This is a genomic window from Ensifer sp. GW821-FHT05G01, assembly GCF_059419585.1.
The window spans coordinates 1-14,137 of record NZ_JBWKSC010000019.1; the positions used below are offsets into that span (position 1 = coordinate 1).

The window sequence follows — 14,137 nt, forward strand, 5'->3', positions numbered from 1 at the left end:
ATCGTCGTCGCCAGCAGCGCCGCCGCCCTCGTTCAGTGATCGGGCTTATAGACCCCACACCTCGAACACGTCAACAGGCAATTTCAAAAAACTGACAAGAAACGACAAGTAACTGAAAATAAACACGAAATTCATGAGGGAGTTATCAACAGGGCGAGGTGCGCAAATGCGTTCGACGAAAAAGGCGGGACTACCGGAATTGTTGCCGCAACCGGAGCGGAACCGTCACCCATCCATACAACGCCCGTGGCATCAGCATCCGAGACGAACACGCTCGCGGTTGTCATCGCGCGCGCCGGCGACCGGCGCCGGGGCGCCAATACGAGGTGAAATGCGGTCGTGTCTGCAATCCTGGACGACACTGTTCGATGACAGCGATACCGGACTGCACCTGGAGACAGTCTCCGACCAACACCTCATCGCTCCAGGCCAGCTGTCTCCAGGTAGGGCCAACGCGAGACGCTACGCTTTAACGGCGCGACCGGTTGGGCGAGGATCACTGCGCGCAAGATCGCCAGGTCGCCGCTCGCCAACGACCCTGATGTTGCCGATCGCGGCGGCGCGATGTCCGACACGCCTTGCGCTGCCATCTTTTGGACTTATATTGCACTGCACTCGACGCCGCCTTTCTGGCCCGGGTTTCATGGCTGCATGCCGCCTTCACGCGAAGAACCTCTTCGCGCAAAACCGAAGGACCACTTCATGACTGTTTCGATAAACAATTTTGATGCCTCTACCGTCAGCGCTTCGGCCCATGTCGATATCGGCGATGCCGTCAGACGCTCGCGCCAGGCCATCGGCTATAGTGTCGACGAACTTGCGCTCACCTGCGGGCTGACCGACGCCGAAATTACCAAGATCGAGCTTGGTGCCGATGCCGATCCAGGCAAGCTTCGGCGGATCGCCGCCGCGCTTCAGTTGCCCGTAACCGCCTTCCTGCTCAGCTAGACCGTTCCGGGCGTGGACAGGGTCAAGCTTGACGCAAGTCCTGAAGACCCGCTTCACACTTCTTATGGAAATGTTCTAGGCGAATGGGCGTCGCGTTCACACACGACGCGGTGCCCACCCACCGACAGTGCCCGCAGCCGAGCCGGCAGCCTGTCGGCGAAACGGCCGCCCCTCACCCGGTAAACCCCTGCGATAAAACCTGCGTCAAAAGCGCCAGCGGCGTCGGCCGGCTTGGCACGCTCTGATGCAGGAACACGATCCTGCGCTCATAAGCGGCGGCATCGGGCACCTCGGTCAGGTGAAAGCCATTCCGCTGCAGCCCCTGCCAGGCCGGCACCACCGAGTTTCCCATTCCGTTGGCAACGAGCATGGCGATGGTCTCCAGAGCGTCCATGTCGCAACGGATATCCGGATCGAGCCCGGCGTCGGCGAGATATTGCGACGACAGCCGTCCGCCCCACGATCCCGGATCGTAACGGATGAACGGCGCCTTGCCTATCCGCTCGGGAATGTCGCCAGGTCCCGCCCCATCCCTGCTGATGAAAACAAGCGGTTCGCGGCGGATGACACGGGCGGTCAATCCTTTCGGCAGCGCAAAGGGCGGTTCGACCAGCACGGCGGCGTCAAGCTCGCCGGAGAGCAGCTGTTCGTAGAGCTGCGACGACGAGCCGGGGCGCAGCATCAACTTCAAGCGGGGCGCTTGACGCGAGAGTTCGTCCAGAACCTCAGGGAAGATACCCGTCAGCGCCGTTGAGATCGCGCCGATCTTCAACTCGGCGGCAAGCCCGCCACCCGCGGCGTCATATCTGAGGTTTTCGGCTTCCCGTATCAGCAGACGCGCCCTCGGCAACAGCGAAAGACAGGCCTCCGTCGGTTGGGCGGAATGGGCGCCGCGGGCGAGCAAGAGGCAGTCGAGCGCGCGTTCGAGCGATTGAATGCGCTGGCTGACAGCGGCGGGCGTCAATTTCTCGCGCCGCGCGGCCGCTGCAATCGAGCCCGTTTCCACAGTGGCGACCAGGCTTTGCAGGAACCGAATATCCAATGGAAACCCTTATTCTCAGAGAAAGAATTACATAGTTTTTCTTAGCCTCTCAAGACGGTATCCCTGTGTCAACCAGAGAGACAGGAGTTACAGATGAAGTCGCTTTTCCATCTTGCCTACCACGTGAAGGACCTCGACGACGCCCGCAGGTTCTACGGCGACGTGCTCGGCTGCGAGGAAGGGCGCAGCACGGACACCTGGGTCGATTTCGATTTCTTCGGCCATCAGATCTCGCTGCATCTCGGTGAGCCCTTTGCGGTCACGCGGACCGGCAAGGTCGGCAATCATCTCGTGCTGATGCCGCATATGGGCGTGGTGCTGCGCCTTGCAGATTGGTTCGCTCTGGCCGAACGTCTCGAGCGTAAAGGCGTCAACTTCGATATTCCGCCGGTGGTGCGTTTCGAAGGCGAGCCAGGCGAACAGCGGACAATGTTCTTCCTCGATCCGAGCGGCAATCCGATCGAGGTCAAGGGTTTTGCCGATTTCGACGGTCTGTTTGCGCACTGACGCAAGGAGCCGGATGTGGCGAAACCGAGTGCGCCTGCGCCAATCGGGAGATCTTGTTCGAGATCTCCGCTGAAGAGCGAGGGAACTGACCCGACCATGAATGCGGGCAGTGCGACCGGCGCTATCTTGCGTCGTGAAAGATGATGCCGACGGTGTGCCGCAGACCGGATCGAACACGGCTGACACCGTGCCGGAGGTTGACGCGATAGTTGCCTTTCGTGCCCTGGACCGGCCGGTTGTGAACGGCAAAGGCAACAGCATCACCTTGACGAAGGGGAACGACCTCGACCCGGCTCTGCATGCGCGGTCGCTGCTCCGTCAGCACGAATTCGCCGCCGGTGAAATCCTCACCCGGTTCGGACAGCAGGATCGCCACCTGGATCGGAAAGGCCAGATCGCCATAGAGATCCTGATGCAGGCAATTGAAATCGCCGGGAACATATTGCAGCAGCAACGGCGTCGGCCGGGTCTGCCCAGCGTCATGGCACTGGCGGAGGAACTGCGCGTGCTCGGCGGGGTATCGTTCGTCAATTCCCATTCGGCCGTTCCACTGATTGGCAACGTCGGCGAGGTGGGGGTAGAGCGCGGTGCGCAGACCGCCCAGTAGATCCGGCAGTGGATACTTGAAGTAGCGATATTCGCCCTTGCCAAAGCCGTGCCTGGCCATATGGATGTGACTGCGGAAATGCTGTTCTTGGGTATAAAGGGCGGAGATCCGCCGGCATTCTTCCGCAGAAAGAAGCTTTTCCAGGACCCCGCAGCCAAAGCCGTTCAACTCACTCGAAATCGCCTGCCAATCATAGGCTGCGACGCGTGCTTCCGCGGATTGGTCAAGCGGCTCTGAAAGGGCCATCGTGGCATGCGGGTTCATCGGATTGCCTCCTTGGCGATTGGCGCGGCGAGGCGTTCCATGCCCCGACGCTGTGCATTGATCAGGTTCATTGAGCTAATTCCGTCCCTAGCCGGCCCAAGGCGGCGGGCGATCGCGCGCCCTGACCGGACTCTGGTTCCTGCATTGAATTCGACGACGCCTTTCTTCAGCAGCTGCACCGCCGGGCGGCCCGGCGGATACTCAGAGAGCGCCGCGAAAAGTCAGGTTGATGCGCACTCGACCAAGGCTCTCGTGATCGCCATCCTTCAACTCGGTGACCCCGTGATAGAACAGGCGCGACGGTCCGCCCCAGACCACGACATCGCCGTGGCGCAGCGCGTATTTGCGAACAGGGTCATTGCGGTTCAGCCCGCCAAACTGGAACGTGGCGGGAAGGCCGAGCGACACAGAGACGATCGGGTGGGAATGATCGCGCTCATCCTTGTCCTGATGGAGAGAAAGTTTTGCGCCCGGCTCGTACCGATTGATCAGACATGCATCAGGTCTGAAATCCGGGTAGCCCGCCTCCGTCGCCGCGGCGAGGGCAAGAGCAAGGAAGGCCGACGGCAGTGCCGGCCACGGCCTGCCGGTTTCCGGGTCGAGCCTGCCGTAGCGATAGCCGCTTCGGTCGGTGACCCAGCCCGCCGCACCACAATTGCTCATCGCGACCGACATCGTGTAGCCGCCCGGCGTCACCATATGCCGGAACGGCGCTTGCGCGATAACCTCACGCAGTGCGGGCAGAACCCGGTCTTCGAACGGCAGCGCGAAACCGCGAAGCAGGATCGCCCCTTCAGCCATGGTTTCACGCCATGGGTCGATAGCGAACTTGGCGAAAAGATCGGTCATGATGGCGATCCGGAGAGGAATTTGGTGATGTCGGGATGCAGTACCGGGCGATAACCAGCCCGAAGCGCTTCGACGGTCGATGGTGGCGTCAATACGCCTTCAGCGACAATCTCTGGTTCCGGCCCGCGATAACCGCTTTCGGTCCAGCGGAAACAGCGTCCGGACACGACCGTGAACGCAAAACCGGATGCGACCACCATCGTACCATCCGGCAGATCGGCGGCGGGCGACGGCAGCGGATGGATGCGCTTGCGTCCACGAGACTGCCTCTCACGGTGGAGCACCGCATCGAGTTCGCCCGCCGACGGCGGCGTGTTCGAGCCGCCGGCCCAGGTGGCCCTGAAACCGGACGCAGCCTCCCGCCTGCAGAAGAAGCAGGGACGGTGGCCGGCCGCCAGCGCGACGGCCTCGTCGAGAAAGAAAAGTTCGGTCCAGCTTCGACGGGCCATGACGTCCCGCCGCCGATCCCCGTAGTCGCAGACGCAGATCAGCCATGCCTTGGACGACCACCGTCGTCTCAGAAGGGTCTTCGTCGCGGGATCGTGGATGATGCCGCGGTTGCCGGTGAACAGACCGCGCTGGCCGATGGCGACAACGTCGCCGAATGGCGTCACACGGTTCTGAAGCGGGCGATGATTGGTTTGCATGCCGGAAGAGTTCCCCGGATCGCGTCTGCGTCCGAAAGCGAGACCATGGTGCGGCCGGATCACGCAGAGCGCGACACGATCGCCGTGACGACCGCCGCTCTCACGAGTGGCAGCATCAGACTAGCTTGAGCGAGAACCAGGAAATGCACCACCCGTTTCCTGCGTATGGGGGAACGCACGGCCACCCCGGCCGCCGGCATGCAGATGGTGCCGGGCAGAAAGTGTCCCATAGACGGAGATCTCAACACCAGCCTTCGGCTGCGACTGATCGAGTGATCGCCCCAAGCGCGTGCATTTGCGGCCTGCCGCGCAGGCATGGGTGTGGGCCGCTTTCACCCCCGGTGTTGCAGCCCTTGGGCGAAAACAGGCTCAGACGCGCGCGATCAGCCGAACGCTGTGATCCTCGTGCAGCGCTACCAGTTGCGAGGCAGGCGGCAGGCTGTAGACGTCGTGCTTCCCGAACTCTCTGGGATAATAGTCATAGCCCGCCGGCGGCTCCGGCGTCTCGCGCGTATCCACCGGGCTTTGGCCCGTCAGTTCGGTGACAGGATCGAGAATGGCGCCGATCAGGCGGCGCGTATAGGGATGCTGCGGCTCGGTGAAAACCCGGTCCCAGCTGCCGGTCTCGACGATCTGGCCGAAATACATGACCGCCACGCGGTCGCTCATATGTTCGACCACGCTCAGGTCATGGCTGATCATGATGTAGGACAGGTCCAGCCGCTCCTTGAGCTCGAGCAGCAGATTGATGATCTGGGCACGGATGGAGACATCGAGCGCCGATACCGGCTCGTCCAGAACGACGACCTTCGGGTTCAGGATCAGCGCCCGGGCAATGCCGATGCGCTGGCGCTGGCCGCCGGAAAACTCATGCGGAAAACGCCTGGCCTGTTCCGGTTTCAATCCGACGAGCTGCATCATGCTCTCGATACGCCGATTGATCTCCGCACGATCCTTGACCCCATGCAATTTCAGCGGTGCTGCCAGCGAGGTGTAGATCGTCTGGCGCGGATTGAGCGACGCGTAAGGGTCCTGAAACACCATCTGCGCCATGCCGGCGCGCTCGAGCCGGGTCGGCTGCGCCTTGCCGGTAATCGATCGTCCCTCGAAGAAGATCTCTCCCGCGGTCGGCTCCTGCAGCCCGAGGATCGAGAGTGCGAGCGTCGACTTGCCGCAACCGGACTCGCCGACAACAGACAGGCACTCGCCCTTGTTCAGCGTCAGGCTCAGCTCGTTGACCGCGCGTAATGTGCGCTTGGTGCGACCGAAGAGGCCGTTGCGCACTGGGAAGTGCACGCTCAGGCCATCGACCCGGACCAGAGGTTCGTTGTTATCGCTCATGATTGAAACACTTCACGAAGCCATCATGGCTGAGGGCAGATGGCGGTGGAATTTCGGCGGAACAGACAGACGTCGCCCTGTGGCAACGCGGCTGGAACCGACAGCCGGGTGGAAAGTTGGCAATGGACGGAACCGTGCCTTCGATCTCCTGCAAGCGCTTGCGCCCTTCCAGTCGGCGCGAACCGAGCTGTGGCAGCGATTTGAGCAGACCATCGGTGTAAGGGTGGGCCGGATGGAGGAAGAGATCGGCCACCGGCCTCTCTTCCACCAGGCGTCCGGCATACATGATGCCAACCCTGTTGCACATGTTGGCGATCACGCCCAGGTCGTGGCTGATCATCAGGACGGACGTGCCGCGCGCGGCGCAGAGCTCCTTCACAAGCTTGAGGATCTCCGCCTGCACCGTGACATCGAGCGCGGTCGTCGGCTCGTCGGCGATCAGGAGGTCCGGGTTGCAGGCGAGCGCGATGGCGATCATCACGCGTTGCCGCATGCCGCCGGACATCTGGTGCGGATAGGCCTTCACCCGCTCCTCCGGCGCTGGAACCTGGACGTTGCCAAGCGCTTCGATCGCCAGCCTTTCGGCTTCCTTCCAGGTTGCGCCCTTGTGAAGCACAAACATTTCGGCGATCTGACGCCCGACCGGAGACAAGGGGTTGAGCGCCGTCATCGGCTCCTGGAAGATCATGGCGATCTTCTCGCCGCGAAGCCGCCGCAGCGCACCCTTCGAAAGCCCCCTCAGGTCCCGGCCGTTGAAATTCAACGCGCCGCCGGTCACGGCGAGCGGTTTGCGCAAGAGGCCGATGATAGAAAGCGCTGTGATGCTCTTGCCGCAGCCCGATTCACCCACCAGCCCATAGGCTTCGCCGCGGCCGATCGAGAACGACACGTTGTCGACGACGTTGTGGCTTACCCTGCCCGACACGATGTCGAGGCGCAGATCCCTGACTTCAAGCAAATTGTCCGTCATAGCTGGCGCGCCTTCATATGCGGATCCAGCCAGTCGCGCAGGCCGTCGCCGAAGAGATTGAGCCCGAGAACGGTGACGAAGATCGCCAGCCCTGGGAAGATCGCCGCCCAGGGCGCGATAACGATGAGTTCACGCGCGTCGGTCAGCATGTTGCCCCAGCTCGGGAACGGCGGCTTGATGCCGAGGCCGAGATAGGAGAGTGCTGCTTCCGCAAGGATTGCGTCGCCCATGCCGAGCGTGCCGATCACCAGGATCGGGCCGATCATGTTGGGCAGGATTTGCGTGATCATGATGCGGATATCGCCGTAGCCGAGCGTCTTTGCCGCCTGGACATAGCCCTGCTTCTTCAGGGACAGCGCCGAGCTTCGCGCGATGCGACAGGTCCATGACCAGTTGGTGAGGCCAAGCGCGATCAGCAGGCTGACGAGGCCGGGACCGAGGATCGCCATGATCGCAAGCGCGAAGATCAGGCTGGGGATCGCCAGCATCAGGTTGGTGAGCCCGGTGACGAAATCGTCCCACCAGCCGCCAAAGTAGCCGGCCGAAATGCCGAGCGCCAGACCGATCAGCGTGTTGATGACCTGCGAACCGATGCCGACCGCAAGCGAGATGCGGGCGCCATAGAGAATGCGGCTGAGGACGTCACGGCCTTGCGCGTCGGTGCCGAACCAGAACTGCGCGTCCGGCGGAAGCTCCGCATTCATCAGGTCGGCGTCGAGCACGGGATCGGTCGGCGCGAGCCAAGGCGCCAGCAGCGCCGCCGAAATGATGACGATACAGAGGACGCCACCGATGAGGAGATTGAGCCTTAGTCTCATGGGTCTATCCGTGGCTGATGCGCGGATCGATGACCGCGTAAAGAATATCGACGATGGTGTTGATGAGCAGGAACCAGAGAACGATGACGAGGATCGCGCCCTGGACCACCGGGATGTCGCGCAGGCTGACGCTATCGACGAGCAGGGACCCGAGGCCCGGCCAGGAGAACAGCTTCTCGACCACGACAGCCTGGCCCATCATCGAGCCGAACTGCAGGCCGATGGTGGTGATGATCAGCACCAGAACGTTGCGAACGACGTGCCAGGTGACGAGGCGAAAGCCGTTCATGCCCTTGGCACGGGCGGTACGGATGAAATCAGCGTTCATCACGTCGAGGACGGCTGCGCGCGTCGTGCGCGCCAGAAGCGCCATCGGCGCGACGCCAAGCGTCAGGGCCGGCAGGATCAGGTTCATCGGCCCGCCGTCACCGTAACCGAAACTCGGCAACCAGCCGAGCGTCAGCGCAAACAGATACATGCCGAGCAAGCCCAGCCAGAACTGCGGCAGAGACAGACCCGAGATCGCGCCGATCATCGTCAGCGTATCGATGATGCTGCCCGGTTTCAAAGCGGCAATGAAGCCGAGCGGCACGCCGACGCACATGGCGATTGCCATGGCCGCGAAGGCGAGCTTCAAGGTCGGCCACATGCGTTCGCCGATCAGATGGGCCACCGGCTGGCGACTGCGAAACGATGTTCCAAGATCGAACCTGGCAAGATCGGACAGATACGATCCGAACCGCACATACAGCGGCTGGTCGAGACCGAACTCACGCGTCATCTTCTCAACGATCTTCGGATCGCCGCCGCCCTTGCCATTGGCCGTCAGGCTGGTGGCGATGCTGCCCGGCACGACGCTGAAGATCACGAAGATCAGCAGTGATATCGCGATGACTGTCGGGATCACCTGCAATATGCGGCGCACGACGAACTGAAGCATTCATTTCCCCCCTCGCCGCGCCCATCCAGAGATGCGCGGGCGATCGTTCTCAGGCGCAATGCCAACCGATGGCGGTCCCGCCGCCGGATCATCCCCGCAAACGTCAAACCGTAAGAAAATGCTTACGTTATCGACCGTGACGCGAACCTGATATCGGCGAAAGGAACCCCGATATCGCCGAGGCGATATCGGGGCTCGGCGATCAACGGCCAGCTGGAACGGTTTCGTCTACCCAGAGCTTTTCATAGGACTGGATCGCCAGTTCGGCCGAGTTCGGCTGCAGGCCGTGCAGCCAGGGCTGGTAGGCCATGACAGCCTTGTTGTAGTTGAAGAACCAGACCGGAGCTTCTTCCTGAACGAGGTTGTTGGCCTTGCGCAGCAGGTCGTTCTTTTCCTCATCCGTCTTGGCGACCTTGGCGGCCTCGAACAGCTTGTCGAAGTCGGCATTTGCGAACTTCTGGTAGTTGCACGCCGCCTGCGAGGTCTTGGAGTAGAAGCACTGCATCGCCGTCAAGGCATCAGGACCGCTTTCCGACGACCACATGAACGACTGGAAATCGCCAGCCGGCACGACTTCGGAAAGCACCGAAGCCTCGACCGGCTTCGCCTTCACTCGGATGCCGACCTTTTCCAGCATCGGGATGATTGCCTCGACGATCGTCAGGCCCCAGCTTTCGTTCTGGGTTGCCGTCAACTCGACATCGAAGCCATCGGCATAGCCCGCTTCGGCGAGCAGCGCCTTGGCCTTTTCCGGATCATAGGCGTAGGGCTGGGCGTCCTTGTCATAGGCGGGCGACGAGGTCGGCAACCAGCCGCTTGCCCGGTAGGCCTTGTCCTTCGCCAGCCGCTTGATGATCAGGTCGGCATTGATCGCGTAGTTGAAGGCCTGGCGCACACGCTTGTCCTTGAACGGTTCAAAGTCGAGGTTGAAGCCGACATAACGCGTGTAGACTTCGGCGACTTCGAGCAGGCCCTTCGCCAGTTCCGGATCGGCCTGATAGGCGACATATTGCGACGGCCCGAGGACGGAGACGTCGATTTCCTTGTTGCGGAACGCAACGTCGCGCGCCGAGGCGTCGCCCATGATCAGGATGTTGATCTTGTCGGCGTAGGGCTTGTCCTTTTCGTAGTACTTCTCCCACTTTTCGACCGTCAGCCGCGAGCCGGGCACATATTCGGCGAACTTGTAGGGCCCAAGGCCGATCGGATGGCTGGCGAAACCTTCCTTGTCGGCCTCGCCGGCCGGATAGATCGCCGTGTTGTTGCGCATGAACAGGAACGCCGGATCGACCGGGTCCGTCAGCGTCACTTCAAGGGTAAAGTCGTCGACCTTCTTCAGGCCGGAAATCGCCTGCGCCTTGCCGGCCATATAGTCGGCGCCGCCCTTGATGTTGGCGATATAGCGCGAAGGCGGGTAGGCCTTGGCCGGGTCGGCCATGCGGGTGAAGCTGGCGATGATGTCATCGGCCGTCATCTGCTTGTCGTTGTGGAAGTAGGCGTCCTGGCGCAGCTTGTAGGTATAGACGAGCTTGTCGGCCGAGATGTCCACGTCGGTCGCAAGCGCCAGCACGGGAACGTTCTTGTCCGCGTCCCAATCGTAAAGCGTGCGGTGGATCGCCTTGGCGTAGAACTCGTCCTGCGTCTGCGGCGACGCCTGGATGTCGAGCGTCGAGAAACTGTCTCCATAAGGCGCCACGAAGTTGACCGTTCCGCCGGCCCGCGGCGCATCGGCCGCATGCGCGGACGCCACGCCGGCCAGCAACGCTGCCGTCAATGTCGAAAGCAATGCAATTTTCTTCATCATTCCCGTATTCCTCCCCACGTGTTGTTTTGCTCATGGATGAACAAGATCGCGATCTCACCCGACCTCCCGGATCGGCTGAGATGCATGGAGCCGCAGCAGCGGCCCGGTCCGCCATTGTCAGGCGTTCAGTCGCTCGAAGACCACCTCGCCGCCCCTGATCGCCAGGGTGCAGCGCGTGTCGTTGAGGATGTCGTCGGGGCTCGCCGTCAGCATGTTCCTGGAGAACACCGCGATATCGGCAAGCTGTCCGGGAACGAGCCGTCCCTTGACCGTTTCGAGCTTCTGCGAGAATGCGCCGTATTCGGTGTAGACCTGCAGCGCCTCTTCGATCGAAACCCGCTCGCCAGCATCCATCACCGTGCCTTTGGCAGTCTTGCGCGTCAGCATGCTGTAGATGTTGGGGAAGGGATTGGGGTGGCATACCGGCGCGTCGCTGCCGGTTGCAGGCTTGAATCCCAGTTCCTTCCAGGTCTTCAAGGGATAGCTCGACAGCGCCCGCTCTTCGCCGAGCACCGAGACATAGGCGTCGCCGAAATCATAGATGAACACCTGTTGCGGACACGGATAGATGCCCGCCTTCACCATCCGCTGGTGTTGTGCGTCGCTCGAAAAGCCGCAATGCTCGATCCGGTGGCGGCGGTCCGCATCCGGCATCGCCTCAAGCGCTTTTTCGTAGGCCGTGATCAACTGATCGATTGCCGCGTCGCCGATGGCATGGCAAGCCAGTTGATAGCCCTTGGTGTGGGCGTCGAGCACCATCGCCTCGAGTTCCGCATCGGAAAGGATCTGCACGCCGGTGTTGTTGTCGTTTCCGAGGTAGGGACTCGTCATCCAGGCGGTGCGGCCACCGGCCGAGCCATCGAGGAAGATCTTGACGGCGCCGACTTTCAACATGTCGTCGCCGACGCCGGAGACGAGCCCGGCCTCGTAGCTCTGCGGCACGATCGAGACCTTGGGATCGCCCAGCAGCACCAGCCAGGTGCGCACCGGTAATCTGTTTTGAAGCTTGGCCAGATTGTAGGCCTTGATCTCGTCGAAGCCTGCGACCTGCCCGACGGCCGCGTCCATGACGCTGGTGATGCCGTAGGACAAAAGCAGATTGCCGCCGCTTTCGATCGCGTCGATCATCTCGTCGGTCGAGGCCTTTGGGATCGCGGCACGAACCAGCCCTTGTGCGTTTTCCGCGACAAGGCCGGTCAATGCGCCGGCGACCTGTTCGATCAGCCCGCCTTCCGGCACGGCTGTGTTTTCGTCGACGCCGGCAAGACGGAAGGCTTCCGAATTGAAGATCGACACATGGCCGCAGGCGCGCACCACCATGACCGGGTGGTTCGGCGCAACCGCATCGAGTTCGGCGCGAAGCGGATGGCGGCCGGTGTCGAGCTTGGTCTGATCATAGCCGCGCGCCCGGATCCAGGTGCCGGGCGGCGTGCTTTCGGCCTGCTGCCTGATTGCCGCCAAAAGGCTTTCGAGGGTGGGGGCCGCCTGCGGCGTCGCATCGACCCAGTTCAACGTCAGACCGACGGAAATCAGGTGCAGATGTGCGTCGTTGAGACCGGGGGTCGCGAATTGCCCCTGAAGGTCGAGAAGCTCGGTCCGCTCGCCGCGATAGGCTTCCATCTCCTGCCTGGTGCCGGTTGCCAGGATCTTGCCCTGCCAGATCGCCAGAGCCTCTACGACGCCCTCCGCCAGCCCGCACCAAATCACGCCGTTGTGCACGATCCTGTCGGCATGAAAACACTGTCCCGCTGGCATCTAAGGCTCCTCTCCTTCGGCCGTCACTGCAATGCAAAGCCAGGCTTGGTCACAAACCGGGCTCTTGGCACAAACCGTGTCTCCCGCCCGCATCAGTTGCGCGCCGAAACTGGATCGATATCCGTTAAGGTGCGCGCCCTGATCGGCCACAAGTTGTGCAGTTGGGGATGCTAGAGAAAAGGAAAGCGGCCCGCCAATGCATAGAATTTCAGGCGCTATGAAATAATTGCATAACGGCTCTGGGCCGATCTGTTGACCATCCCGAGGCTGCACCGTGTGGTGAAGCACGTTCCCATGGAGAGTTCGAGCGTGGCACGTTGCACGCAAACAGCGCTGCCGGCGACCGGAGCCGACCCGGATGCGACATGGTCAGCGACAGCGAAACCAGCGCCAATACCGCACGAAAACGGCGCGCGCCAAGAATGACGCGCGCCGTTGTTTCTTACGTCAGTCGCAATCAGGCGCGCTTTTGCACCGTTGCATAGACCACGTTGCGGTTTTCCCCGAACGTCACATGCGTTTCGAAGTTCGAGCCATCGACGCTTTCGTTGACAATGCGCCACATGTCGGATTGCGAGCGAAGCAGCAGCGCCCAGTTCATGAATGTCTCCATGTAGCCGTCGACGCCGATATCGGTTGCGAAATTGGCGAAGAGAAAGACGCCGTTGGGCTTCAGCATCTGCAGGCAGCGGCGCGTGAGCTTCACCGCGACGTTGTGTGGGAGGTAATCATAAAGTCCGGCCGCATAGACGAAGTCGAATTTGCCGAGCTTGTGCGCACGTGTGAGGATCCCGCGAACGGAGCCGTCGATTGCCTCGACGCTCGTTCCCCGGAAGTCCCTGTTGATCGATCCAATGCTGAACGGATCCTGATCGAGCGCGACCCAACGCTTGATGCGCCCTTCCTTCAGGGCAACGGAACGGTTCGCCTCGCGCAGATGACCCGCGGCAATCGTCAGGACTTCAGCCTCTCCGCCGCGCTCGGCCGCGATCTGATCGACGTGCTGCGTCAGCAGATCCCGGCGTTCCCGCACCGCAACCGACGACGAAGCGTCCTTGGTGTAGTCATAGAGCGCCTTGCCCACCGGCGATGCCTTGGCGATCTCGCCGGCGACGCTCGGGTGACCGTAGATGAAATCGAGCAACTGGGCGTCGCCGGAGTAGCCCCGCGGCTTTTCGAAGGACCACCGGGTAAAAGGGTCCTGGAGGAAGAAATCCGACACTGGATGATTCTGCGCGACCGGAATCAGTTCCTGCCAAACACTGGGATGAAACTTCGCACGCGTCTCGTGAAGTGCTCCCGCCAATCGATGTATTATCTTCTTGGGGTCCAGTTCTTGGGCAAATTGCTGCTGTGCAATTTGGAGAATCAGGGCGAGTTCGGCTTTTCCTGTTGCAAACTGCTCATCATAAAACTCACTTCTTGACGAAGTGAACTCGGTTGCGATTGACTGGGGAGTAATAAGACTTTCGCCATCGAATACGATTTGAAGCTGGCTCACGCAAAACCCATCCGTTTAATGATCTGTTAACGTTATGGGTAACAATGCGCGAACTGCTTCTCGAATTGCAAGTTTTTGTAGAGTATATGGTAAATTCTGGCGGATCCGTATCCATTCGGATACACCCATGTGCCGGCCGTCAGT

13 protein-coding genes are annotated in these 14,137 nt (G+C 61.5%); 2 read left to right on the forward strand and 11 right to left on the reverse strand.

Annotation, left to right across the window (positions count from 1 at the left end; translation table 11 throughout):
• Positions 1–702 precede the first annotated feature (702 nt).
• Positions 703–948 (forward strand): helix-turn-helix domain-containing protein, encoded by a 246-nt coding sequence (locus AC07UR_RS32105; protein WP_209792978.1) that lies wholly within the window; start codon positions 703–705, stop codon positions 946–948.
• A 172-nt stretch (positions 949–1,120) separates the two neighbouring features.
• Here AC07UR_RS32105 and AC07UR_RS32110 read toward each other — a convergent pair whose 3' ends face one another.
• Positions 1,121–1,990 carry a LysR family transcriptional regulator gene (locus AC07UR_RS32110; protein WP_209792979.1) on the reverse strand — a complete coding sequence of 290 codons (870 nt, stop codon included), beginning with the start codon at positions 1,988–1,990 and terminating at the stop codon, positions 1,121–1,123.
• A 93-nt stretch (positions 1,991–2,083) separates the two neighbouring features.
• Here AC07UR_RS32110 and AC07UR_RS32115 point away from each other — a divergent pair, with 93 nt between their 5' ends.
• Positions 2,084–2,497, forward strand: a complete 414-nt coding sequence (locus AC07UR_RS32115) for a VOC family protein (protein WP_209792980.1) — start codon at positions 2,084–2,086, stop codon at positions 2,495–2,497.
• 121 nt (positions 2,498–2,618) lie between these two features.
• On the opposite strand, the gene AC07UR_RS32120 is transcribed toward AC07UR_RS32115, so the two are convergent.
• The 10 genes from AC07UR_RS32120 to AC07UR_RS32165 all read right to left on the reverse strand — a co-directional run bounded on the left by AC07UR_RS32120 (position 2,619) and on the right by AC07UR_RS32165 (position 13,993).
• Positions 2,619–3,368: a 2OG-Fe(II) oxygenase gene (locus AC07UR_RS32120; RefSeq protein ID WP_209792981.1), complete on the reverse strand. Its 750-nt coding sequence runs from the start codon at positions 3,366–3,368 to the stop codon at positions 2,619–2,621.
• A 201-nt stretch (positions 3,369–3,569) separates the two neighbouring features.
• Positions 3,570–4,217, reverse strand: a complete 648-nt coding sequence (alkB, locus tag AC07UR_RS32125) for a DNA oxidative demethylase AlkB (protein WP_209792982.1) — start codon at positions 4,215–4,217, stop codon at positions 3,570–3,572.
• Positions 4,214–4,864, reverse strand: a complete 651-nt coding sequence (locus AC07UR_RS32130) for a hypothetical protein (protein WP_209792983.1) — start codon at positions 4,862–4,864, stop codon at positions 4,214–4,216. The genes alkB and AC07UR_RS32130 overlap by 4 nt, the downstream gene beginning before the upstream one ends.
• A gap of 369 nt (positions 4,865–5,233) precedes the next feature.
• The gene (locus AC07UR_RS32135) at positions 5,234–6,205 is read right to left on the reverse strand and encodes an ABC transporter ATP-binding protein (RefSeq protein WP_209792985.1); all 972 of its coding nucleotides are present in this window, start codon (positions 6,203–6,205) and stop codon (positions 5,234–5,236) included.
• The gene (locus tag AC07UR_RS32140) at positions 6,195–7,175 is read right to left on the reverse strand and encodes an ABC transporter ATP-binding protein (RefSeq protein ID WP_209792987.1); all 981 of its coding nucleotides are present in this window, start codon (positions 7,173–7,175) and stop codon (positions 6,195–6,197) included. The genes AC07UR_RS32135 and AC07UR_RS32140 overlap by 11 nt, the downstream gene beginning before the upstream one ends.
• Positions 7,172–7,993: an ABC transporter permease gene (locus AC07UR_RS32145; RefSeq protein WP_173421084.1), complete on the reverse strand. Its 822-nt coding sequence runs from the start codon at positions 7,991–7,993 to the stop codon at positions 7,172–7,174. The genes AC07UR_RS32140 and AC07UR_RS32145 overlap by 4 nt, the downstream gene beginning before the upstream one ends.
• A 4-nt stretch (positions 7,994–7,997) precedes the next feature.
• Positions 7,998–8,933, reverse strand: coding sequence for an ABC transporter permease (locus AC07UR_RS32150; protein WP_173421085.1), 936 nt, complete (start codon positions 8,931–8,933; stop codon positions 7,998–8,000).
• Positions 8,934–9,135: 202 nt separating this feature from the next.
• Complete coding sequence (locus tag AC07UR_RS32155; RefSeq protein WP_173422192.1) at positions 9,136–10,734, reverse strand: ABC transporter substrate-binding protein; 1,599 nt, start codon at positions 10,732–10,734, stop codon at positions 9,136–9,138.
• A gap of 120 nt (positions 10,735–10,854) precedes the next feature.
• The gene (locus AC07UR_RS32160; protein ID WP_209792989.1) at positions 10,855–12,492 is read right to left on the reverse strand and encodes an amidohydrolase; all 1,638 of its coding nucleotides are present in this window, start codon (positions 12,490–12,492) and stop codon (positions 10,855–10,857) included.
• Between the two features lie 457 nt (positions 12,493–12,949).
• Positions 12,950–13,993: a class I SAM-dependent methyltransferase gene (locus AC07UR_RS32165; protein WP_209792991.1), complete on the reverse strand. Its 1,044-nt coding sequence runs from the start codon at positions 13,991–13,993 to the stop codon at positions 12,950–12,952.
• Positions 13,994–14,137 lie beyond the last annotated feature (144 nt).

Coding starts and splice junctions, on each gene's coding strand:
- AC07UR_RS32145 (WP_173421084.1), bottom strand. CDS start 7,993: ATGAGACTAAGGCTCAATCTCCTCATCGGTGGCGTCCTCTGTATCGTC.
- AC07UR_RS32135 (WP_209792985.1), bottom strand. CDS start 6,205: ATGAGCGATAACAACGAACCTCTGGTCCGGGTCGATGGCCTGAGCGTG.
- AC07UR_RS32140 (WP_209792987.1), bottom strand. CDS start 7,175: ATGACGGACAATTTGCTTGAAGTCAGGGATCTGCGCCTCGACATCGTG.
- alkB (WP_209792982.1), bottom strand. CDS start 4,217: ATGACCGATCTTTTCGCCAAGTTCGCTATCGACCCATGGCGTGAAACC.
- AC07UR_RS32130 (WP_209792983.1), bottom strand. CDS start 4,864: ATGCAAACCAATCATCGCCCGCTTCAGAACCGTGTGACGCCATTCGGC.
- AC07UR_RS32150 (WP_173421085.1), bottom strand. CDS start 8,933: ATGCTTCAGTTCGTCGTGCGCCGCATATTGCAGGTGATCCCGACAGTC.
- AC07UR_RS32155 (WP_173422192.1), bottom strand. CDS start 10,734: ATGAAGAAAATTGCATTGCTTTCGACATTGACGGCAGCGTTGCTGGCC.
- AC07UR_RS32105 (WP_209792978.1), top strand. CDS start 703: ATGACTGTTTCGATAAACAATTTTGATGCCTCTACCGTCAGCGCTTCG.
- AC07UR_RS32115 (WP_209792980.1), top strand. CDS start 2,084: ATGAAGTCGCTTTTCCATCTTGCCTACCACGTGAAGGACCTCGACGAC.
- AC07UR_RS32160 (WP_209792989.1), bottom strand. CDS start 12,492: ATGCCAGCGGGACAGTGTTTTCATGCCGACAGGATCGTGCACAACGGC.
- AC07UR_RS32120 (WP_209792981.1), bottom strand. CDS start 3,368: ATGAACCCGCATGCCACGATGGCCCTTTCAGAGCCGCTTGACCAATCC.